The sequence below is a fragment of the Rhodococcus sp. 1168 genome (assembly GCF_002091955.1).
Classification (GTDB): domain Bacteria; phylum Actinomycetota; class Actinomycetes; order Mycobacteriales; family Mycobacteriaceae; genus Rhodococcoides.
Window position 1 is genome coordinate 19,326 of sequence record NZ_MKKY01000023.1, and the last position, 18,853, is coordinate 38,178.

The window sequence follows — 18,853 nt, forward strand, 5'->3', positions numbered from 1 at the left end:
TCGGCAAACAAGCTTGTTGGCGCTATGCCAATTACCTTGCTCGTGTTGCCCAGTGATGTCAAGGCGGTGCCGACGTCGACCGATACGTTCCTCCCGCGGGGGATCCGCACGGGCTAGCGGCCTGCGCGGACGAACAGGCTGTCGTCCATTCGAGCGTCGACGGCGACGATCTTCGGATCGAGATCGCACTCGTACCTTGGATTTTCCGGAGCCGGGCCGACGTAGACGCAGATGCCGGTTTGGGCGTCGAGGCGCACCGTCACCGGAGGCCCCGGAATCCAATGATCGGTTTCGTGTGGTCTAGTCGACGGTGATGACGGTTTTACCCGCGAGCTTGCCGCTCGCGGCGTCTTCGTGGACGGCCCTCAGCTGCTGTAGTGGCCGTCGATCGACAATGGTCAGCTCGAGTCGGCCGTCGTCGAGACGGGAGACCAGGTCGGCCAGGTGGGCGCCATTGGGCGTCACCCACACGCTCGCAGTCCGCACCGACCGTTCGTCGTCGGCGGGCATGGCTCCGGCGGAGCTGACTGCAATCCCGCCGTCGGCGACGTACGAAGACAGCTTCGCAAGTCCGTCCGCGTCCAAACGCACGTGATTGACGACCACGTCGAAAGGGCCGCCGACCACGGCAGGGCCATCAGCGAGATCCAAGGGGCCGACAACCTTCGTGGCACCGTAACCGCGGAGGCGATCGGCGTGCTGCGGTCCGTCGACTGCGGTGACGGTAGCGCCTGCATCGACCGCGAGCTGGACAGCGAGGCTGCCCACCGCGCCACCAGCTCCGTTGACGAGCACACTCTGCCCTTTCTGAATGTCGGCGAGTTCGACGACGGCCTGGCGCGCGGCGAGTCCGGCAAGCGGAAGAGCTGCGGCATCGATCAAGGCGCCAGCGCTGGGTGCGGTGGCGAGAAGATCGGCCGCGATCACTGCGTACTCTGCCGCCCCACCGTGCTGGTCCAGAGGGAACATGCCGACCACTTGGTCGCCGACCTGCAGGCCGCTGACCTCTGCGCCCACCTCGATGACCGTGCCTGCAACGTCCAGACCGGGCGTGATCGGAAACGGGGTGGGAATGGCATCGGCAAGCACCCCGAGGCGAATGTGGTCGTCTACTGGGTTGAACGACGTGGCCGCGACTTTGATCAGCACCTGGCCGGGACCTGGGGCCGGGCGTGCAACCTCCTCTTCTCGTAGAACCTCGGTGCCGCCGAACTCGTGGTAGCGAATCGCTTTCACGGACTCTCCTCGTGTGTGTCGTTGCTGGGTCTCTGCCCCGGCCGAAACCGGCGGACTTGCCTAGGCAAGTCTGAATAGGATGGCTGACTTGCCTTGACAAGTCAAGTAGTAGCGAACGATGTACGCTTCGACGTCATGACAACCCCGCCGCGATGGCTCGACGAAGACCAGCAAGCGATGTGGCAGGACCTACTCACCGTCGTCATCGCACTGCCGACGCTGCTCGATCGTCAGTTGGAGCGGGACTCCGAGACGTCGAACTTCGAGTACGGCGTCCTTGCGCGGCTGTCCATGGCCGATGACCTGACAATGAGACTCAGCGACTTGGCTGCGCAGTGCAACAGCAGTCAACCCCGACTATCGAAGGTGATGGTCCGTTTCGAGCAGCGTCATTGGGTCACTCGCCGATCCGACCCGGCCAACGGACGCTACACGCTTGCCACGCTGACCGATGCTGGACTGCAGAAGGTCGTCGAGAGCGCGCCCGGCCACGTCGAACGCGTGCGAGAGCTGGTCTTCGATCCTCTTAGCGGGGCACAGCAGCGTGATCTCGGTGCCGCGCTCGTCCTGATCGCGACGACGGTGCGCCAGCAACTGAATGGTCATGAAGCTGAAACTGGATAGTTGCAGTCGTCGGGCCTTACCCACACTGTGGTTTCCGGTCCGATGACGCGCCGCCTCGAACAAAAAATGGGTAGGAGGTCCACTTCCCAGAGCCCGAGACCGGTCACCGCGGTAGTACCACCAGGGGAGCTGGCACGGACAGCTCGCGCAGGTTCGAGGCGGGCGACACCGGTCAGACATAGTAAGCCGGTCAGCTCGTTCGGCGAGGTTTCGCGTGGGCGTTGTCCATCATGTGGTCCGGCGGGGGAGGGCGCGTGTCGTCGATGTCCGGGTCCGGCGGGTAGCTGCGGGTGGGAGCGTGTCCGACGCCTTCGTGGGCCATTACGCCCTTCCACCAGTCGTCCATCGAATCTGTTCTCGGCCACACGATCGGTTCCATCAACGACCCTCCGCTGCAGTTAATCGAGAGTGCCGCAGCGAATTCGAGTTACTGATTGACTGCGGTACCTGCACGGTCAATACGCCTGACGGCTTAAACGATATGAGTCCAACCTACGCCACTGGCGCGTCGGACACCACCGCATCTGGGACTCCACGGTGCCGCAGATTCGGTCTTGCGCGGATTCGAAGGACACAGTCGTGACGCGTTGCTTCTGCATTGTTTGCCCACATCATCGCGTAGGTAGGGAGTGACGATGACCGGAGTCTGCAGCGATTCACGTGCCGTGGAACCGGGAGATCTATATTTGGGGCTCCCCGGCGCATGCGCACGGGCTCGATCTCGAAGCCCAAGCATGTGCCCGCGGCGAGTCACCGGCACCAACGGCAAAACGAGCACGACCTATCTGCTCGACGCGGACCTTACTGCCGCAGGTGAGAAAGGCGGCACTCTCACCGGGATCTCGATCTCCGGGCCGGGTAGCGTTTTCCCGGCGACCCGGACAACGCCGGAGGCGGTTCCGCTGAAGAAAGCGCTCGCACGTTTTCGCGACGAAGGGGAAACAGCCGCAGTGATGGAAGTGTCCTCGCACGCTGTTGCACCTCGCCGGATCGACGGAACCCGTTTCGCAGCTGTGGGCTTCACCAATCTTTCTCCCGATCACCTCGATTTCTAGGGTTCCATGGACAAGTACTTTGCGGTGAATCGGAATTGCTCTCACCGGAACGAGCGGCTGCGGCGGCGATCGGGATCGATGACGAGTATGGCCGTCGACTCGCAGCTTTCGTCGAGATACCCTGCTGGACTTGGTCTGCCGCCGATATCCGAGCCGAGATCTTCGGCGAACTGGCCGACGTGGTGGTCGGCAGTGGCGAAAGCCCTCACTCCGAAGACGCAGCCGATATTCGTCGTCGAACCCGACCGTCGACGCGCTTTCGATCTGGCCGTGGCCAACGCGCGGCCCGGTGACCTGATCGTCGTGGCCGAGCGCGGATGCGACCCCGAACAAGTATTCGGAGACACTGTCTTACCGTTCGACGACCGCGAAGAACTACTGAATGCACTGCAATCCTGCTCGACGGAAGTCATGCCGTCGTAGGTTTTCGGGGTTCGTCGACTTCGATCGACTACTCGCGCTGAACTCTCGGCTGTGCTGCCGTGCAGCATGTTTGAGTTGTCGATGTTTTCGAAAAGTTATCGATGGGGTCTGGCACTCGGCGGTCGAGAGTGCTAAATTGTTCCGTGCACAGTGAGGAAGCGCCCGCTAGAGGGGCGGGCGACACGAGTTCAGGAGGTGGTTGCTGTGCTGCGCTTCGATCCTTTTCGTGACTTCGATTCTCTCGCCGCGAACATGCTCGGAGCATCGAGTGGCTCGGGCCGTGTTCCGCGGTTCATGCCCATGGACCTGTACAAGGTCGACGATCGCTACATTCTGAGCGCCGATCTACCCGGTGTCGATCCTGGCTCGATCGATGTCGATGTGGACCGCGGGACACTGACTCTCACCGCGCATCGAACTGCACCGGAAACCGATGGTGTGCAATGGATTTCCTCCGAACGGTTTGCCGGCACGTTCCGCCGTCAGGTTTCCCTGGGTGAGGGAATCGACGTCGAAAATATCTCGGCTACCTACGATAACGGCGTCCTGTCGGTGATGATTCCGCTCGCCGAACGTGCAAAGCCCCGCAAAATCGACATCGCCCACGGGGAAACACAGCGTTCGATCGAAACACACTCCACCTGAGGGATACTCAGTACCGAGCCTGTTACGGAAACGAGGTGATCTGTGATGGAGACAGTACTGTGGCCGGACACTCCGGATCGTGACGAGTGGTGGCTCTCGATTCTCGACCCAGGGGTACGGGAATGCTCGACAATCGATGTGATCGAACAACATCGAGACGAACCACTCGACGACGACGAATATCCGCGCACGACGAGCCGAGAGCCGATGGTCGTCGCATGACTCGGCTGACCGCGTAACTTCGAGGTAGTCAGCGAAATCGCGGGGGCGCGCCACGGCATGGTTACCCGACCATGCCGTTGCGCACGCCCACCCATTCGGCAGGGGTAGAAGTTATGGCAACCAAGTTCTCGGTAGGCGACCACGTGCGTTGGAACTCCGAAGCAGGGTACGTGCAAGGCACGATCACGCGAGTCCACACCGAAGACGTCGACTACAAGGGGCATATGCGCCGCTGCAGCCCGGACGAGCCTCAGTATGAAATCAAGAGTGACAAGACCGACCACGTTGCGATGCACAAGGGCAGCGCGTTGACGAAGATCTGATCCACGAACCCGACCTCGCGACCGAGCAGGGAGATTAGGTTGGGAAGTATGACCGATGATGTGGAAAAGCGATGGCATGACCCTGGGGGGTCTGGCGGTGTCCGCCGTGCAGCCCTGTTCACCGTCTCGGTCATCGTCAGTGCGCTGGTGGTGATGGTCGGATGCATCATGTGGGCGGCCTGGGGGCCGCACTCGGGTCAGTGTCGCGACGCAGCGTTTGCGGTGTGCGCCGAGCCGGAGCGAACGATTCTTCTCGTTGTTCCGTCCGCTCTGTTGCTGCTCGGCGGGTTGTTCGCGTTCGTTCAGACATACCGGGTGTGGCGAAAAGGTGGCACTTGGCCGATTTGGCAGGGAGCTGGATGGGCCTTGTTGGCCTCGATGGTCATCTACATGTCGATGTCGTTGAGCGTGTTGAGTCGATAACGCTCGACGCCGAATCGAAGCGGCCGACCGAAAGGTATCCAAGTGAAGGCGTCGGTTTCGCCTCGCCATGCGCCGGGTAGCTACCTGTCGCCACCTCGACAAGGAGCCACGATGAGCGATCGACCTCAGCAACCCGAGACCACCACAACAACTTCTACGCAACCCGCGGCGCGTTCCTCTCCTAGCGTAACGCGAATTCTCACCGGAGTTGCCGCTGTATTTTTGGTGATCGCGTTGGTGATATTCGTATTGCAGAACACCGAAAAGGCCCACGTCGAATTTCTCGGATTGAACCTCGATGTCGCTCAGGGTGTGTCACTACTTCTAGCCGCGATCGTCGGCTTTCTGATCGCAGTCCTCGGTAGTGGTGTTATGCGCCTACGACGCCGGGTGCACAATCGCCACTGAACCAGCCGCAGCTAGGAAGCAAGTTCTGCTATCAACGCCTGGATACTGAGACTGTTTTCTGCTCTGATTCGCCACACTGCGTACAGAGGAAGTGCGGCCGGTGAGTCATGCAAGGCATACGGCCTGTGAGAAGGCCGCCGGTGCGATTCGGATCCCAGCGGGCAGAGTCGACGGGTCAGGAATACAGATCGCTGATGTCGGCTCGGTGAACTTCGTGGATTATGTTGCGCTTGAGCTTGAGTGTCGGCGTCAGTTCGCCGCTCTCCTGGGTGAAGTCGCGTTGGAGGATCGTGTACTTCTTGATCTTTTCGGGGTTGGACACTTTCTTGTTCGCCTCTGCCACGGCCGTATCGATTTCAGCGATCAAATCGGCGTTGGTCACCAGGTCGGAGGTTGTCGTGGTGGGAGGAAGGCCGTTCCGCTCGACCCAAGCGGGCAAGGTCTCCGGGTCGAGTGTGATCAGTGCGCCGATGAACGGCTGAGCGTCACCGACCACGATGCACTGGCTGATCAGTGGGTGTGCGCGCATCGAATCTTCCAGGCCCGCCGGCGCGACGTTCTTGCCACCCGCGGTGACGATGATTTCCTTCTTACGACCGGTAATCGAGACGAATCCCTCATTGTCGATCGAGCCGAGGTCGCCGGTGTGGAACCAACCGTCGATTATCGATTCGGCAGTTGCCTTCTCGTTCTTCCAGTAGCCGGCAAATACGACCGGACCGCGAAGGAGAAGTTCGCCATCGTCGGCGATACGCGCGGTGTGGCCGTCGACCGGTTTGCCTACCGTGCCGATGCGTTGCGCATTGGAGGTGTTGATCGCGAAGGCGGCGCTCGATTCGGTGAGTCCGTATCCCTCATAGATCGGGATACCGGCCCCACGGAAGTAGTGACCCAGGCGTGCGCCGAGCGCGGCGCCACCGGAGAATGCTTGCTTGCACTCTCCACCGAGAGCTGAGCGCAGCTTCGAATAGACGAGCTTGTCGAATATCGCGTGTTTGATTCTGAGTGCTATTCCTGGGCCGCGCTTTTCGAGGGATTCGCTATATTCGATGGCCGTTGCTGTGGCTCTGTCGAAGATGCCGGCCTTGCCGTTGTCCACGGCCTTTTGGCGCGCCGAGTTGTAGACCTTCTCGAAGACCCGGGGCACCGAGAGGATGAAGGTGGGCTTGAAATCGGCGAACTGGTCGAGGAGCGTCGTCAAATCCGAAGTGTGGGCAACGGTTACTTTCGACTCGAAAGCGCCGAATGAGATCGCTCGCGCGAACGCATGGGCGAGCGGCAGAAACATCAGAGTCCTTTTGCCCGGGATCATCGAATCCGGTAGTGCCAGCTGGCAAACGGCCGCTTGCGCATAGAAGTTGGCATGAGTCAGCTGGACACCCTTGGGGCGTCCCGTTGTGCCGGAGGTATAGATCAGGGTCGCGGGTGAGGTGGCAGTGACCTGGTGACGACGAGTGTGCAGTTCTTCGTCGGTGATTGTGGAGCCGCGGTTGGCAAGCTCGTCGATCGCACCCGACTCGATGACCAGAACCTCGCGGAGAGTGGCGGCGCCGTCGGTGACTTCCTGGTGGATTTCCGCGTGCCCGGTCGTTTCGACCACGAGAAGTGTTGTGGCGGAATCCTCGAGGATCCACTGTGCCTGATCGGGTGAGGATGTCTCGTAAATCGAGTCAGTGCATCCGCCGGCAGTCCAGATGGCGTAGTCGAAAACGACCCACTCGTAGCGGGTCGAAGAGAGGATGGCGACGCGGTCGCCGAGCTCCAGCCCTGACGCAATCAGGCCCTTTGCGACTGCGGACACTTGCTTCGCGAATTGAGCTGCGGTGACGTCGATCCATCCACCGTTCGATGGCCGCTTGAACGGTGTGAATGTGGGGTCTTCCTCAGCATGACGGAATACGGAGTCGGCCATCGACACGTCGGCCGGAATCGAGAACGACTGAGGAACTGAGAACTCACGCACTATTGACTCTCCAAGGACGGGCACTGTTGGCTGTTTCGACGAAGCTGCGTTTCGGGCGGACTTTCAGCCGTGACGAGCCCGCTCCTCGTAGGCCTGCCGAGCAGTGATGTCGACGTCGTCGAGAAATACCTTGTCCGTGTGGAGCGCACGGTTGAGGGCTTCGCCGATCCGACGCGGAAAGAACTTTTGACTTGCAGCGAGGGCACCGACGAGCTTGGTCACCCGCACCTTCGGTTTGGGGTTTTCGATCAGTGAGACGATGGCGCGTGCAATATCCTCCGGCTCGGCGTTCTTGAGTCCGGGAATCCCCTTGGTGCCGGCAGTGAGCTCGGTGTTGACGAAAGACGGTAGCACTGCGGAAAACTCGATTCCGGTGCCGCGGTGCTCCACCCGGGCCGCGTCAGTGAAGCCGACGACGGCATATTTGCTGGCGCAGTAGGTGGCCAGACCCGGTGTGTAAATCTCGCCTGCAAGTGAGGCGATGTTGATCACGTGGCCACGGCCGCGCGGCAACATTCGCCGAGCCGCCAGTTTGGAACCGGTGATCACGCCGAGGACATTGATATCGAGGATCCGGCGAGTGACCGCGTCGGGCTCGTCCACGATTCGGCCCGCAGGCATGATGCCGGCGTTGTTGACGAGCACGTCGATAGGTCCGAGCTTTGCTTCCACGTCGTCGAGGAAGGCCTCGAACGATTCGGAGTCCGTTACGTCGAGCTTGCTGTAGCTGAGCAGGTCGAGTTCGGTCGCGGACTCTTTCAGTTCGACGTCGTCGATGTCCCCGATCGCTACTTTTGCGCCGAGTTGGGTCAGGGCCGTGGCAGTAGCGAATCCGATTCCTCGGGCACCGCCGGTGATCGCGATGACGCGACCACGTAGAGAATTGGTCATGTTCCGTCCTTCTATGGTCGTTATAGGGACTTCGAGCGGCTTGTCACCGACAAGCGACGGCGTGGGTCACGCGCGACGAGGGCGCGCAGGACGCGGCCTACGAGTCGACCGCGGATCGGCGAGTACGGGTACCACAGCAATTCGCGCTTCAACTTGGGTCCGCGTGGCACTGTGATCGCTTGCTGCCGAGTGTATTTCCGAATTCCGTACTCGCCACCGAACCGTGCGCCGAGACCGGATTGCTTCCAGCCCCCATGTGGTAGTCCCAGCGCGAACAGGTTGGAGAAGGCGTCGTTGATGTTCACCGCGCCGGCCTCGAGTCGGCGGGCGATCTCCTCGCCGCGGGCTCGGTCCCCACACCACACGGTTGCGGACAGTCCGTACTCGGAATCGTTGGCCAAGCGCACGGCTTCATCGGCATCGGCGACCTTCACGACTGGGATCGTCGGCCCGAAGGTCTCTTCTCGGATGCAGGCCATCGATTGATCGACGTCGACGAGGACTGTCGGCTCGAAGAACGTGCCGGTGCTGCCAGCCTTGCCGCCGGTCAGGGCAGTGGCTCCGCCCTTCACAGCGTCGGCTACGTGCCGCGCGACAAGGTCGCGCTGGGCCGGGGTCGCCAGGGAGCCGATGTCGATTGCATACCCGTCGTCGTCGGCTCCTTGACGCAGCGAACCTACGAGCTTCGCGAGTCGTGCGACGAAGTCGTCGTAGACCGGTGCTTCGACGTAGACGCGTTCGATCGACACGCACACCTGTCCGGCGTTGAACAATCCGCCCCAAGCGATTCCGGCGGCTGCACGGTCCAGATCCGCATCCGCCAGCACGATGGCAGGATCCTTGCCGCCGAGTTCGAGGCTGCAGGGCACCAGTCGCTCGGCAGCCCGTATCGCGATCGCTCGACCGGTTGCAGTGGACCCGGTGAACTGCACGAAGTCCACTGAATCCACGACCGATGCGCCGGTGTCGCCACGGCCGGTGATTACCGAAAATACTGGGGGAGCGCCGATTTCCGACCATCCTCGCGCCAGTTCTACGGCTGCCAGCGGCGTTACCTCGGATGGCTTGAGCAGCACAGCTGCACCAGCAAGCAGAGCCGGAATGATGTCCATCGCAGGCATCGCGAGCGGGAAATTCCAGGGCGTGATCACACCCACTACCTGATACGGGCGGAAGGTTTTGATCAGTCGTTTGCTCATCGACAGAGGGCCGTGCGGCTTTACCCGCTCATCGGCGAGAAACTTACCGGCGTTGTCAGCGAAATAGTTGATCAGATCGCATGCAAGCGCAGGTTCGATGGCTGCTTCAGCGCGTGGCTTACCAGTCTCGGACTGCAGCACGTCGATGATGCGGTGCTCATTGTCGAGGAGCCAGTCCCGCAGCTTCCGTAGCCACGTGGATCTTCCTCCCGGCCCCAGCGCCTCCCACTCGGATTGGTGGGTGCGCAATCCTCGGACCGTGTCGGTTACCGCCGCGGCACCCTTGTCCGGGACAGATGCGACGAACCGGCCGTCTGCGGGGCAGTGCACGTCGATGCTCGGATGGTTCGTGTGCACTGTGGCCTCCGATGTCATGCGAGCCCCGCCTTCTGTGATGTAAGACATTAACTATTACGATCGCACAATTGTCACACCGATTCTTGGCCAATCTGGCTAAATGGAGCGATGCAATTTGTGTGCGAAATCCAAAATGGAAGGGGTGTTTCCGTGTCCGCTGACGACATTGTCTTGGCTTGGCTCCGGGACTTCGCAGCGGAGGCCCTGATGCCGGAAACGCTGGACAGCCTCGTCGTGCGCTTCGCCGCCGCGATCGAAGCCGAGGTCCCCGAGGTGTCCGCGGACCGAGAGCTTCGAAGAGATTTGGGCGTCAGTACTCGTGAGCAGGGACGCGCCTTGCTGGTGTGGCTCACCGGTGATTCCTTGGAGGTAGCGCCCCCGCCGGCGGCGCATGATCTTGCGCGCACAATCGCTCGCCGGGGTATGCATCTGAGGGTGCTGATGCAGATCTACCGCGTCGGGCAGAAGGCGCTGCTGAAGTTTGCGGCGGAGACCGCGAGTGAGCGCATCACGGACCCGGTGCTGGAACCGAAAGTTCTGATTCGATTGCTGCAGCGGGCAAGTCATTGGCTCAACGTCTCACTGGAGGTGCTCGCCGACACCTACGGGCAAGAGAGGGAACGGGGATTGAGTGGCGCGTTCGCCCGGCGGGCGGAAACCGTTCAGGCGATCATGCGGGGTGAGATCGCGGACGTCGGGACGGCGTCGAATCGGTTGGACTACCCTTTGCTCCGGTATAACACTGCCCTTGTGCTGTGGTTCGAAGACTCGCAGCCCGAGCCTGCTGAAGACGGTATCGGGGTCTTGGATTCCGCTGCCCGTTCGCTCGCCGCAACAATCGGGGCTCGGCAACTGCTGACGGTGCCATCCGGATCGCGGGGTCTCTGGGCATGGATGTCTGCGGATTGCGAACCAGATCTCACGGCGCTGGCTATCGGCGACGACGTTCCGACCGGTATTCGGGTAGCAATCGGTAATCCCGGCGTCGGAATGCATGGATTTCGTCAGAGTCACACGGAAGCTATTGCTGCCCAGCATATCTCAGAGTCTCGACCGGACCGTTCCCTGCTGATGCGCTATGCCGACATCGAGATTCTTCACTTGCTCGAAGGTAATACTGGCGCGGCCAGGGCAATGGTGTCCCGTGAACTCCGCGGCCTCGACGGTAGCGATGCATCCTCGGTGATGCTCCGTCGTACGCTGCGCAGCTATTTGGCGGCGAATCGCAGTCCGGACGCGGCCGCGCGGGCTCTCGGCGTCCACAAGAACACCGTGCGATACCGCATTCAACGCGCCGAGGAGTTGCTCGGACGTCCAATCGGACCGAACCGGCTGAAGTTGGAACTCGCGCTCGAGTACGCCGACGCCTACGGTCCGGTCGATTCGAACGGACTCGTCGGAGCATAGGGGAGCGGATCTTGACAGATGTGACCTTGGTAACGCAGAGTGAGCCTATCTGACAGGACGCGCTGTCAGATAGGAACGAAGTCGAGGTTTCGTGATGTCCAAGGTCCTGGCCGCCCCACCCGCTGGCTCGAACATGCACCCGATCTTGGGGCGATCCGGGATCCCCGGCGTCGGGCACTCGTTCGAATACATCCGCGACCCACTGGCATTGATGCAAAAGCAATGGGACCGCTACGGCGAGGTCTCCTGGTTCTCGATGGTCGGGCGACGTTGGGTTGCGGTGCTCGGGCCGGATGCGTGCCAGGAAGTGCTGCAGAACAAGGACCGGGCATTCGTAAATGGCGACGGTTGGTCGGTGCTGATCGGCCCCTTCTTTCACGGTGGCCTGATGCTGCTCGATTCCAAGGAACATCTGCGGCATCGTCGCATCATGCAGCAGGCGTTCACCCGATCGCGGCTCGAAAAAACTGTCGACGTGCTCAACCCGGCGCTGGACTCGGCGCTCGACGCGTGGGCTCCGGCAACCGGATTCCGTGCCTACACTGCCCTCAAAACCCTCACCCTCGATCTCGCCACCGAAATCTTCATGGGCGGCGCGGAGGACTCCACCGCCAGTGAGATAGCCTCGGTCAAAGAAGCTTTCGTCGATTGTGTGCAGGCGGCTACCTCGGTGGTCCGCTACCCGGTCCCGGGTACGAGGTGGAAGCGGGGGCTCGATGGCCGTCGGGTGCTCGAGGACTTCTTCCGGCATTACCTACCGGCACGTCGAGCCCGCGAAACGGATGATCTGTTCTCCGTGCTCTGCTACATCGAGTCGGAGGACGGTCAACGCTTCAGCGACGACGAGGTCATCGATCACATGATCTTCCTTCTGATGGCCGCCCACGACACCTCCACGATCACCATTTCCACAATGATGCAGTACCTGGGTCAGCACCCACAGTGGCAGGACAGATGCCGGATGGAGTCGCTCGCGTTGGGAACCTCAGCGCCCAGCTATGGCGATCTCGATGAACTGAGCAGCCTCGATCTGGTCATGAAGGAATGCCTTCGGCTTGTCTCACCGGTGCCGGTGATGGCGCGCCGAGCAGTGCACGACACCGAAATTCAGGGGCATTTCGTCCCTGCGGGAAGCTACGCAGCGGTGGTCCCACACTTCACCCATCACATGTCGCAATACTGGCCCGAACCCGAACGGTTCGATCCCGAGCGCTTCGCGGACGACAGACGTGAAGACAAGGTGCACCGATACGCCTGGGAGCCGTTCGGCGGCGGTGTACACAAGTGCCTCGGTATGTCTTTCGCCGGTGCCGAGATCAAGACGATCATGCATCACCTGCTGCTCCGATTCGACTGGCACGTCGACGCGGATTACGTTGCACCACTCGACTTCACCTCGCTGCCTTTCCCCTCCGACGGCCAACCGATCGATCTGCGTCGTCTACTGACAGCTGATCGGTGACTCAGAGTCCGATCATCTTGCAGATGATCTCGTTCATGATTTCGGTAGTTCCACCACCGATGCCCAGGACCCGGGCATCGCGGTAGTGCCGTTCGACCTCTGACTCGCGCATACAACCGAGTCCGCCGAACAGTTGGACTGCTTCGTATACGGCATGGTCGCACACTTTGACCGCGTTGTTCTTGGCCATCGCTGTTTCGGCCAGCATGCCTCCGTTGTCGACCCACCGCACTGCTACCGACCGGCAGAACTCCTCGGCTGCAGTGATTTCGGTCGCCAGCTCGGCGATACGATGGCGTACGACCTGGCGGGTGGACAATGGTCGTCCGAAGGTCTCGCGTGAGCGCACCCATTCCGTGGTCAAATTCAGGCATCGACGGGCGGTTGCGACGGCCTGAAATGCCAACGACAGTCGCTCACCTTGGAACTGCTGGGCGATCTGTCCGAAACCTGATCCCTCTTCGCCGATGAGGTTCTGGGCCGGGACGCGCACGTTGTCGTAGAACAGTTCGGCGGTGTCCGAACACAGCCACCCCATCTTCTCCAGCCGTCGAGACACGGTGAATCCCGTTGCGGTGGTGGGGACCACGATGAGGGAGATGCCGGCGTGTCCACGATCGCCGGTCCGCACAGCGGTGGTGACGAAGTCTGCACGAGTACCGGAGGTGATGTAGAGCTTGGAGCCGTTGATGACGTAGGAGTCGCCATCGCGGGTGGCAGTGGTGGAGATGTTCGCGACGTCGGATCCGCCACCCGGTTCGGTGATTGCCAGCGCCCCGATCATCCGTCCTTCCAGAGCGGGCCTTGCGAATCGGTCGATGAGATCGTCGTTGCCCGAGGACACGATATGCGGGGTTGCGATCCCGTGACTGAACAGCGCCGATATCAGACCCGAGGAGCCCCCGGACAGGATGATCTCCTCGAGGATTGCCAGCATGTCGAGTGCATTACCGCCCGACCCGCCGACACTTTCGGGAGTCGATGCCCCGAGGAGACCCAAGGTGGCCGCAGTGTGATGTAGCTCGCGGGGAACCTCGCCATTGCGCTCCCAAGCGGCGAGGTCGGGAAGGACGTGCTTGGTGGTGAACTGTCGGGTGAGATCGCGCAATGCCCTACGGTCGTCGGTGTCCCACGAATTCAGTAGCGCAGCAGTCATTTTCCACTCCAGATCGGGTCACGCTTCTCCAGGAAAGCCATGATGCCTTCCATCGTGTCGGCCGAAGCACTCAACTGCGCCAAGGCCTGTTCGGTGAGGGCCCAGCCCTCTGCCTCACTGGGGACTGCCCCGTCGACGATTCCGCGGGCAACGGTCTTGCTGGCTTGCACCGCCAACGGCGCACCGCCGGCAATGGTCTCGGCGAGTGCAAGAGCGGTGGCCAGTACCTCGGCCTGCGGGACCACACGATTGACCAAGCCCCAACGCAGCGCATCCTCGGCGCTCAGTGCGTTGCCGGTGAGCAGCAGTTCCAACGCGACCGCGCGTGGGATGGCGGTGACGAGTCGAAACACTCCGCCGGCACCTGCGATCAAACCGCGTTTGACTTCCGGTAGCCCGAAGGTCGACGTATCCGCTGCCACAACGAGATCGCTTGCGAGCGCTAGTTCTGTCCCGCCGCCGAGTGCGTTGCCGTTGACTGCAGCGATGATCGGTTTCGTGATGTGGTGTTTGACAACTCCGGCGAAACCCCAATGTGCGGTTTCGGGCGGCGTCACCCCGTCCGGTCCGGAGGTGCCGAGGGCCTTGAGATCTGCGCCGGCGCAGAACGTTGCCTCTCCAGCCCCGGTCAGCACCACCACTCGGATCTCATCGGTGTCTTGTGCCAGTTCCCACGCTTCACCGAGACCGCGGTGCACATCGGCGTTGATACTGTTGGCGGCGGCCGGTCGATTGATGGTCACAAGCAGTGTGTGGCCACGTGTTTCGGTGAGTACGACTTCGGTCATGGCTGTACCTCTTCTTTGAACGAGACCGCGACCCGGCCGTCGTGGTCGGTGATGGATATTCGCGCGCCGACGAGCGACCGAGCGCCGCCTTGCGTGTAGCGCAGCAGTGCTGCGGCGTCGTTCGAGTCGGTGTGGCCTGCGACCCGTGATCCATCGTCGGTCACTGCGATGATCAATGCAGATCTGGTGCTTCCGTCCCGCTCGAAATCGATTGTTGCGGTGACGATATCGGCATCGCCAACGTAGCCGTGCAGCATGGGCGGACCGGTTGCAGGTATCTCGTGAGAATTCGGATCGCCGATGTACCCGTTGCGATGAGGATTGCGTGACAACAGCACGGTGTGCTGATGGGTGAGATAGCCACCGTTCGCATGGACCAGCGCCGGTGCGTCGACGTCGTTGCTGCGCAACAGCCGGGTGACCTCGGCGATCGCGTGGAGGGTGTAGCTGTTGAGCGGTCCACCGAAGAAGGAGTGACCGCCCAGGACGCTGGGCACGGTCGAGTGCGGAAGACCCAGAGTCTGGATCAGCAGCTTCGGCACCACGGGGAAGCAACTGTAGGCGTCGATTATTCCTAAATCACCACCCGTCACCTCGGCTTGCTTCAGGATGCGGTCGACGGCGGATGTCAGGGCTACCGATTGACCGAAGTCCTTGCGCGCTAGGACGTCCGCGGATTCGGTTGCGCCCGCGCCGCCCCACAGATAGACGATGCGATCCTTCGCGACACCGAATTCGATGGCGGCGGCGAGTGAACATACGACGATTGCGGCAGCTTGATCGACGAACGGCATCGCATTCATCGTCAGTGGGTACGCGTCGCTGACCAACCGGTTCTTGGGTCCGCTGGTTGCGATGTCCTCCGATGTCCGCGCGGTGGGCATCCACGCGCACGGGTGTGCGGCAGCAAGTTCGGAGAACTGTGCATACATCCGAGCCGAATATTCGCGTGACTGCTGGGGGCTGTCGCCGATGTCGTAGCTGAACCGGTTCTCGAACAGTGGGTACACACGGGTCGGCGCGAGTACCCCGGCGTGCTGCATCTCGGGGCTGCCGAGGTCGTCCGAGGTGAAGGTGGGCGGACCCCCGGGCTCAGCAAGCCAGCCCCGAGTGGTCGGATCGACGCCGAGCTTCATCAGCGCATTCAGTGATGCTTGGGCTTCACCACCTACCAGGAGCATTACCGATGAGGATCGGTCGGCGATCTCGGAACCGATGCGGTCGAGTAAGGCTGTCGGCCAGTGGCCGCCGATCGAACTGGTCCAGGTTCGAGGGCTGTCTGCGCCGATGCGTTTCGCGAGCAGGCCAGGTAGGTCGTCGTAGGACCAGCTCGCGGTCTTCACCGCGTAGATCGTGTCCACGCGGGAGCCGATGGTCTCGATTCCGGTGTCGGCAAGGGCCGCGATCGTTGCTTCGGAGATGAGATCCAGGGGATCCCGCGGCGAAGCGGGTGCTCCAGCCCGCCCCGAGCGAATATCGGCAACGCCGATGATCACCGGCACTGTCGTGGGGTCTGTCATAAGTGCCACGGTAATACAGACAGTATTTGTCCGCAATGTGGAGGGACGTGCGTAGGGCTTCGGTCAGGTCAGCGAGCGCAGCACGGTATCGACGATCAGCGTCGAGTGTTTTAGCGAATCCGGCATTCCCGCGTCCGCACGTGCCTGCGCGAACAGCGCACGTGTGAGTACGGCGCCGGTCACGAGTTCGAGCAGTAGCGTCGTCGAAGTCTCGCTTGGCAATTCCCCTCGCGTCACTGCGCGCTGAACGATCTGCCGTGTGGTGACGAAGCGGCTCTGGTTGAGCGTGTCGGTGAGATGAGACAGGAGGTCAGGGTTGACCATCGCATCGAGAGTCACCCGAAGCGACACCAAGCCGGACAGTTCGGCATAGCCGTGCGTCAGTTGCTCGGAAAGTTCGATGAGGTCGCCGCGAACATTGCCGGTATCGATCGGCGTCGACAGCGGGGATCGAGCCTCGAGTGCTTGTACCAACAGATCTTCCTTGCTGTCCCAACGCCGATACAGCGCGGCCCGACCCACCTTCGCCTTGCGTGCAACCGCGTCGAAAGTGAATCCGCGCCAACTGGTTTCCCAATACACTTCGAGCACCGCGTCGTAGACGCGAACCTCCATGTCCGCATCCCGAGGTCTACCGGGCCCGCGCCGACGCTCCTGAGACATTCACCAATTGTTGCACCTGCGGACGATCGTTTCGCTCGCATCGAACGTTCAGTACTTGCCTGCCGACAGTTGCCGGTAGACCTCGCTCCAGATCAATTCGTGCTCGGCTGCGGTGATGTGCTGTGTTGCAAACCGGTTGTCGGCCTCTACGAGGAGTTTCGCGTGTCGGCCGATGTCCTCGCGGCGAGCCAGGGAGTCGAGGTCGGGTAGATCGGTCATCGTGATCGCTACCTCTATCCGAACGTGCGTTCGCGTGGTGCCCGCCATCACGAATGCGAAGTACCCGCTGAGCAGGTAGACGGTCGTCGACGCGGCGACTGCCGGAATCGGAGCGAGTTGATTGCTCAGCACCACCTCGCTGACGATCCACAACATCGCACCCCACAAGGGCCACCCTCGCCATAGGCGCAGGCGTCTACGCTCGGCAAGGTTGGTGCCCGGAGGAAAAACGACGAGTCGGTGGCGGGTCATGCCGTGGCGGGAGTGCCAGGTGTCCACCGAGCCCCAGGTTCTTTCGCCGTCGAGAAGGTGGCGCCAGAGGCGACGGGCAGAACTGGGTGTCGCCGACGGTGCCGCTTCGGGACGGCGGTGGGGGTGTCCCGCTGCCGACCCTCGCGTGACGGGTTCTTCATCCATTGGGTCAGGTCTACGACACCGACAGGACCGTTGGGCGGAAAGATACGACACCTGTATGCCCATGCTGAAAATCTTGATGATTCCGTGACGCACAGTCCGGATTGTGTGCTCGAGTCCGACTGGTTTGCCGATGTGGATGAATCAAAGTTCGGTTTGAGGCGGCCCTCGTCTGGAGTGTGCACGCCTCTTGACGAAGGGGCATGTCCATGCGAGTCTGTTCCATATTACCGACCGAGCGATCGCTCGGTCTGAGATTTCGAGGAGCATGTCTGTGGCTGTCGATCTGACCTACTCACCCCACGTCCAGGCGCTGATCGGCAAAACGCGGACTTTCATACGGGAAGAGGTCCTCCCGATCGAAGACGAATTCCTCGGAAATTTTACCGACGCAGGTGGCGATGAGCTGCGGATTTCGCTGCAACAGGCGGCGAAGAAGGCGGGCGTGTTCGCGCCCCACGCACCCGTCGAGTACGGCGGCGCAGGCCTGAACATGAGCGACCGCGCACCCCTGTTCGAAGAGGGCGGATACTCGCTCTTCGGGCCTGCCGCGCTCAACATCGGTGCGCCCGACGAGGGAAACGTGCACATGTTGGCGCATATTGCCTCCGGCGCACAGAAGGAACAGTTCCTGGCACCGCTGGCAGCAGGCGATGTCCGATCGGCATTCGCGATGACCGAACCCGCACCGGGTGCAGGCTCGGACCCCTCGGCGTTGCGGTCCACCGGAATCAAGGTCGAGGGCGGTTGGCGCGTCGACGGGCATAAATGGTTCATCACCGGCGCCGATGGCGCAGGATTTTTCATCATCATGGCCCGCACCGCAGGCAAGCCCGGTGACCGCGGAGGAGCGACGATGTTCCTCGCGCCCGCCGACACCGAAGGTATCAAGGTCGGCCGCCACATCGGCACTCTCGACCAAGCGACGATCGGTGGCCACTGCGAGGTCTTCTTCGACAATGTCTTCGTCCCCGACGAGAACGTGCTCGGTGCCGTCGACGAAGGATTCAGCTACGCGCAGGTGCGTCTCGGACCTGCCCGCATGACACACGTCATGCGCTGGCTCGGTGCAGCCAGACGCGGACACGACGTCGCTGTCGCGCAAGTTGCGCAGCGTGAAGGGTTCGGCTCTGTCCTCGGCGATCTGGGCATGATTCAGAAGATGGTCGCCGACAACGAAATCGACATTGCCGCGACGCGAGCGCTGCTGGTCCAGGCCTGCTTTGCGCTCGATCAGGGCTCGACGGCAAGTAACGAGACGTCGATCGCGAAGACATTTGCAGCCGAAGCCGTCTTCCGGATCGTCGACCGCAGTATCCAAATGTGCGGGGGCCTCGGGGTTTCCGACGACCTTCCCCTCGCGCGACTCTCGCGTGAAATCCGCCCTTTCAGGGTGTACGACGGCCCGTCCGAGGTCCATCGCTGGGCCATCGCAAAGCGAGTTGTCGGCGCCGC

At 61.8% G+C, this 18,853-nt stretch carries 22 protein-coding genes; 11 read left to right on the top strand and 11 right to left on the bottom strand.

Features of this window, described 5'->3' with window-relative positions; genetic code table 11:
- Positions 1–113: 113 nt before the first annotated feature.
- The gene (locus BJI47_RS23975; RefSeq protein ID WP_176224632.1) at positions 114–263 is read right to left on the bottom strand and encodes a hypothetical protein; all 150 of its coding nucleotides are present in this window, start codon (positions 261–263) and stop codon (positions 114–116) included.
- 37 nt (positions 264–300) lie between these two features.
- Positions 301–1,236 (bottom strand): NADP-dependent oxidoreductase, encoded by a 936-nt coding sequence (locus BJI47_RS02125; protein ID WP_088942171.1) that lies wholly within the window; start codon positions 1,234–1,236, stop codon positions 301–303.
- Between the two features lie 135 nt (positions 1,237–1,371).
- Between BJI47_RS02125 and BJI47_RS02130 the strand changes: the two genes are divergently transcribed.
- Positions 1,372–1,860 (top strand): MarR family winged helix-turn-helix transcriptional regulator, encoded by a 489-nt coding sequence (locus BJI47_RS02130; protein WP_088942172.1) that lies wholly within the window; start codon positions 1,372–1,374, stop codon positions 1,858–1,860.
- A gap of 190 nt (positions 1,861–2,050) precedes the next feature.
- Here the strand turns inward: BJI47_RS02130 and BJI47_RS02135 are convergent, their stop codons facing one another.
- Positions 2,051–2,239: a hypothetical protein gene (locus BJI47_RS02135; RefSeq protein ID WP_088942173.1), complete on the bottom strand. Its 189-nt coding sequence runs from the start codon at positions 2,237–2,239 to the stop codon at positions 2,051–2,053.
- Positions 2,240–2,495: 256 nt separating this feature from the next.
- Here BJI47_RS02135 and BJI47_RS02140 point away from each other — a divergent pair, with 256 nt between their 5' ends.
- The 7 genes from BJI47_RS02140 to BJI47_RS02165 all read left to right on the top strand — a co-directional run bounded on the left by BJI47_RS02140 (position 2,496) and on the right by BJI47_RS02165 (position 5,359).
- On the top strand, positions 2,496–2,915 hold the full coding sequence (locus BJI47_RS02140; protein ID WP_125458632.1) for a Mur ligase family protein: 420 nt from the start codon (positions 2,496–2,498) through the stop codon (positions 2,913–2,915).
- A 78-nt stretch (positions 2,916–2,993) separates the two neighbouring features.
- The gene (locus tag BJI47_RS02145; RefSeq protein WP_139804841.1) at positions 2,994–3,338 is read left to right on the top strand and encodes a hypothetical protein; all 345 of its coding nucleotides are present in this window, start codon (positions 2,994–2,996) and stop codon (positions 3,336–3,338) included.
- 204 nt (positions 3,339–3,542) lie between these two features.
- Complete coding sequence (locus tag BJI47_RS02150) at positions 3,543–3,983, top strand: Hsp20/alpha crystallin family protein (RefSeq protein ID WP_088942176.1); 441 nt, start codon at positions 3,543–3,545, stop codon at positions 3,981–3,983.
- A gap of 45 nt (positions 3,984–4,028) precedes the next feature.
- Positions 4,029–4,205: a hypothetical protein gene (locus BJI47_RS23980; RefSeq protein WP_176224633.1), complete on the top strand. Its 177-nt coding sequence runs from the start codon at positions 4,029–4,031 to the stop codon at positions 4,203–4,205.
- A 113-nt stretch (positions 4,206–4,318) separates the two neighbouring features.
- Positions 4,319–4,528, top strand: coding sequence for a DUF2945 domain-containing protein (locus tag BJI47_RS02155; protein WP_088942177.1), 210 nt, complete (start codon positions 4,319–4,321; stop codon positions 4,526–4,528).
- 48 nt (positions 4,529–4,576) lie between these two features.
- Entirely contained in the window at positions 4,577–4,951 is a 375-nt protein-coding gene (locus BJI47_RS02160) for a hypothetical protein (RefSeq protein WP_088942178.1), read from the top strand.
- 111 nt (positions 4,952–5,062) lie between these two features.
- Positions 5,063–5,359, top strand: a complete 297-nt coding sequence (locus BJI47_RS02165; protein ID WP_088942179.1) for a lipopolysaccharide assembly protein LapA domain-containing protein — start codon at positions 5,063–5,065, stop codon at positions 5,357–5,359.
- Between the two features lie 175 nt (positions 5,360–5,534).
- On the opposite strand, the gene BJI47_RS02170 is transcribed toward BJI47_RS02165, so the two are convergent.
- The 3 genes from BJI47_RS02170 to BJI47_RS02180 form a co-directional block, all read right to left on the bottom strand.
- On the bottom strand, positions 5,535–7,322 hold the full coding sequence (locus BJI47_RS02170; RefSeq protein WP_088942180.1) for a long-chain fatty acid--CoA ligase: 1,788 nt from the start codon (positions 7,320–7,322) through the stop codon (positions 5,535–5,537).
- 63 nt (positions 7,323–7,385) lie between these two features.
- On the bottom strand, positions 7,386–8,213 hold the full coding sequence (locus BJI47_RS02175; protein WP_088942181.1) for an SDR family oxidoreductase: 828 nt from the start codon (positions 8,211–8,213) through the stop codon (positions 7,386–7,388).
- A gap of 20 nt (positions 8,214–8,233) precedes the next feature.
- Entirely contained in the window at positions 8,234–9,787 is a 1,554-nt protein-coding gene (locus tag BJI47_RS02180) for an aldehyde dehydrogenase family protein (protein WP_088942192.1), read from the bottom strand.
- A gap of 132 nt (positions 9,788–9,919) precedes the next feature.
- Between BJI47_RS02180 and BJI47_RS02185 the strand changes: the two genes are divergently transcribed.
- Positions 9,920–11,176, top strand: a complete 1,257-nt coding sequence (locus BJI47_RS02185) for a CdaR family transcriptional regulator (RefSeq protein WP_088942193.1) — start codon at positions 9,920–9,922, stop codon at positions 11,174–11,176.
- A 94-nt stretch (positions 11,177–11,270) separates the two neighbouring features.
- A complete protein-coding gene (locus tag BJI47_RS02190; protein WP_088942182.1) occupies positions 11,271–12,638 on the top strand; it encodes a cytochrome P450 in 1,368 nt (455 codons plus the stop codon).
- A 1-nt stretch (position 12,639) separates the two neighbouring features.
- Here BJI47_RS02190 and BJI47_RS02195 read toward each other — a convergent pair whose 3' ends face one another.
- From BJI47_RS02195 to BJI47_RS02215, 5 genes are all read right to left on the bottom strand, one after another.
- Complete coding sequence (locus BJI47_RS02195; RefSeq protein ID WP_088942183.1) at positions 12,640–13,794, bottom strand: acyl-CoA dehydrogenase family protein; 1,155 nt, start codon at positions 13,792–13,794, stop codon at positions 12,640–12,642.
- Positions 13,791–14,582 (bottom strand): enoyl-CoA hydratase-related protein, encoded by a 792-nt coding sequence (locus BJI47_RS02200; protein ID WP_088942184.1) that lies wholly within the window; start codon positions 14,580–14,582, stop codon positions 13,791–13,793. Before BJI47_RS02200 ends, BJI47_RS02195 begins: the two co-directional genes overlap by 4 nt.
- Positions 14,579–16,102: an acetyl-CoA acetyltransferase gene (locus BJI47_RS02205; protein ID WP_088942185.1), complete on the bottom strand. Its 1,524-nt coding sequence runs from the start codon at positions 16,100–16,102 to the stop codon at positions 14,579–14,581. Before BJI47_RS02205 ends, BJI47_RS02200 begins: the two co-directional genes overlap by 4 nt.
- Before the next feature lie 63 nt (positions 16,103–16,165).
- Complete coding sequence (locus tag BJI47_RS02210) at positions 16,166–16,765, bottom strand: TetR/AcrR family transcriptional regulator (protein WP_088942186.1); 600 nt, start codon at positions 16,763–16,765, stop codon at positions 16,166–16,168.
- A 48-nt stretch (positions 16,766–16,813) separates the two neighbouring features.
- Complete coding sequence (locus BJI47_RS02215; RefSeq protein ID WP_125458634.1) at positions 16,814–17,401, bottom strand: DUF6611 family protein; 588 nt, start codon at positions 17,399–17,401, stop codon at positions 16,814–16,816.
- 271 nt (positions 17,402–17,672) lie between these two features.
- On the opposite strand from BJI47_RS02215, the gene BJI47_RS02220 reads away from it, so the two are divergent.
- Positions 17,673–18,853: acyl-CoA dehydrogenase family protein (locus BJI47_RS02220; protein WP_088942188.1), on the top strand; the 1,181-nt coding region annotated here is incomplete at its 3' end.

Excerpts from the sequence above, each read along its gene's own strand:
- BJI47_RS02130 (WP_088942172.1), top strand. The coding sequence starts at position 1,372 with ATGACAACCCCGCCGCGATGGCTCGACGAAGACCAGCAAGCGATGTGG.
- BJI47_RS02135 (WP_088942173.1), bottom strand. The coding sequence starts at position 2,239 with ATGGAACCGATCGTGTGGCCGAGAACAGATTCGATGGACGACTGGTGG.
- BJI47_RS02140 (WP_125458632.1), top strand. The coding sequence starts at position 2,496 with ATGACCGGAGTCTGCAGCGATTCACGTGCCGTGGAACCGGGAGATCTA.
- BJI47_RS02145 (WP_139804841.1), top strand. The coding sequence starts at position 2,994 with ATGACGAGTATGGCCGTCGACTCGCAGCTTTCGTCGAGATACCCTGCT.
- BJI47_RS23980 (WP_176224633.1), top strand. The coding sequence starts at position 4,029 with ATGGAGACAGTACTGTGGCCGGACACTCCGGATCGTGACGAGTGGTGG.
- BJI47_RS02155 (WP_088942177.1), top strand. The coding sequence starts at position 4,319 with ATGGCAACCAAGTTCTCGGTAGGCGACCACGTGCGTTGGAACTCCGAA.
- BJI47_RS02160 (WP_088942178.1), top strand. The coding sequence starts at position 4,577 with ATGACCGATGATGTGGAAAAGCGATGGCATGACCCTGGGGGGTCTGGC.
- BJI47_RS02165 (WP_088942179.1), top strand. The coding sequence starts at position 5,063 with ATGAGCGATCGACCTCAGCAACCCGAGACCACCACAACAACTTCTACG.
- BJI47_RS02175 (WP_088942181.1), bottom strand. The coding sequence starts at position 8,213 with ATGACCAATTCTCTACGTGGTCGCGTCATCGCGATCACCGGCGGTGCC.
- BJI47_RS02180 (WP_088942192.1), bottom strand. The coding sequence starts at position 9,787 with ATGACATCGGAGGCCACAGTGCACACGAACCATCCGAGCATCGACGTG.
- BJI47_RS02190 (WP_088942182.1), top strand. The coding sequence starts at position 11,271 with ATGTCCAAGGTCCTGGCCGCCCCACCCGCTGGCTCGAACATGCACCCG.
- BJI47_RS02195 (WP_088942183.1), bottom strand. The coding sequence starts at position 13,794 with ATGACTGCTGCGCTACTGAATTCGTGGGACACCGACGACCGTAGGGCA.
- BJI47_RS02200 (WP_088942184.1), bottom strand. The coding sequence starts at position 14,582 with ATGACCGAAGTCGTACTCACCGAAACACGTGGCCACACACTGCTTGTG.
- BJI47_RS02205 (WP_088942185.1), bottom strand. The coding sequence starts at position 16,102 with ATGACAGACCCCACGACAGTGCCGGTGATCATCGGCGTTGCCGATATT.
- BJI47_RS02210 (WP_088942186.1), bottom strand. The coding sequence starts at position 16,765 with ATGTCTCAGGAGCGTCGGCGCGGGCCCGGTAGACCTCGGGATGCGGAC.
- BJI47_RS02215 (WP_125458634.1), bottom strand. The coding sequence starts at position 17,401 with ATGGATGAAGAACCCGTCACGCGAGGGTCGGCAGCGGGACACCCCCAC.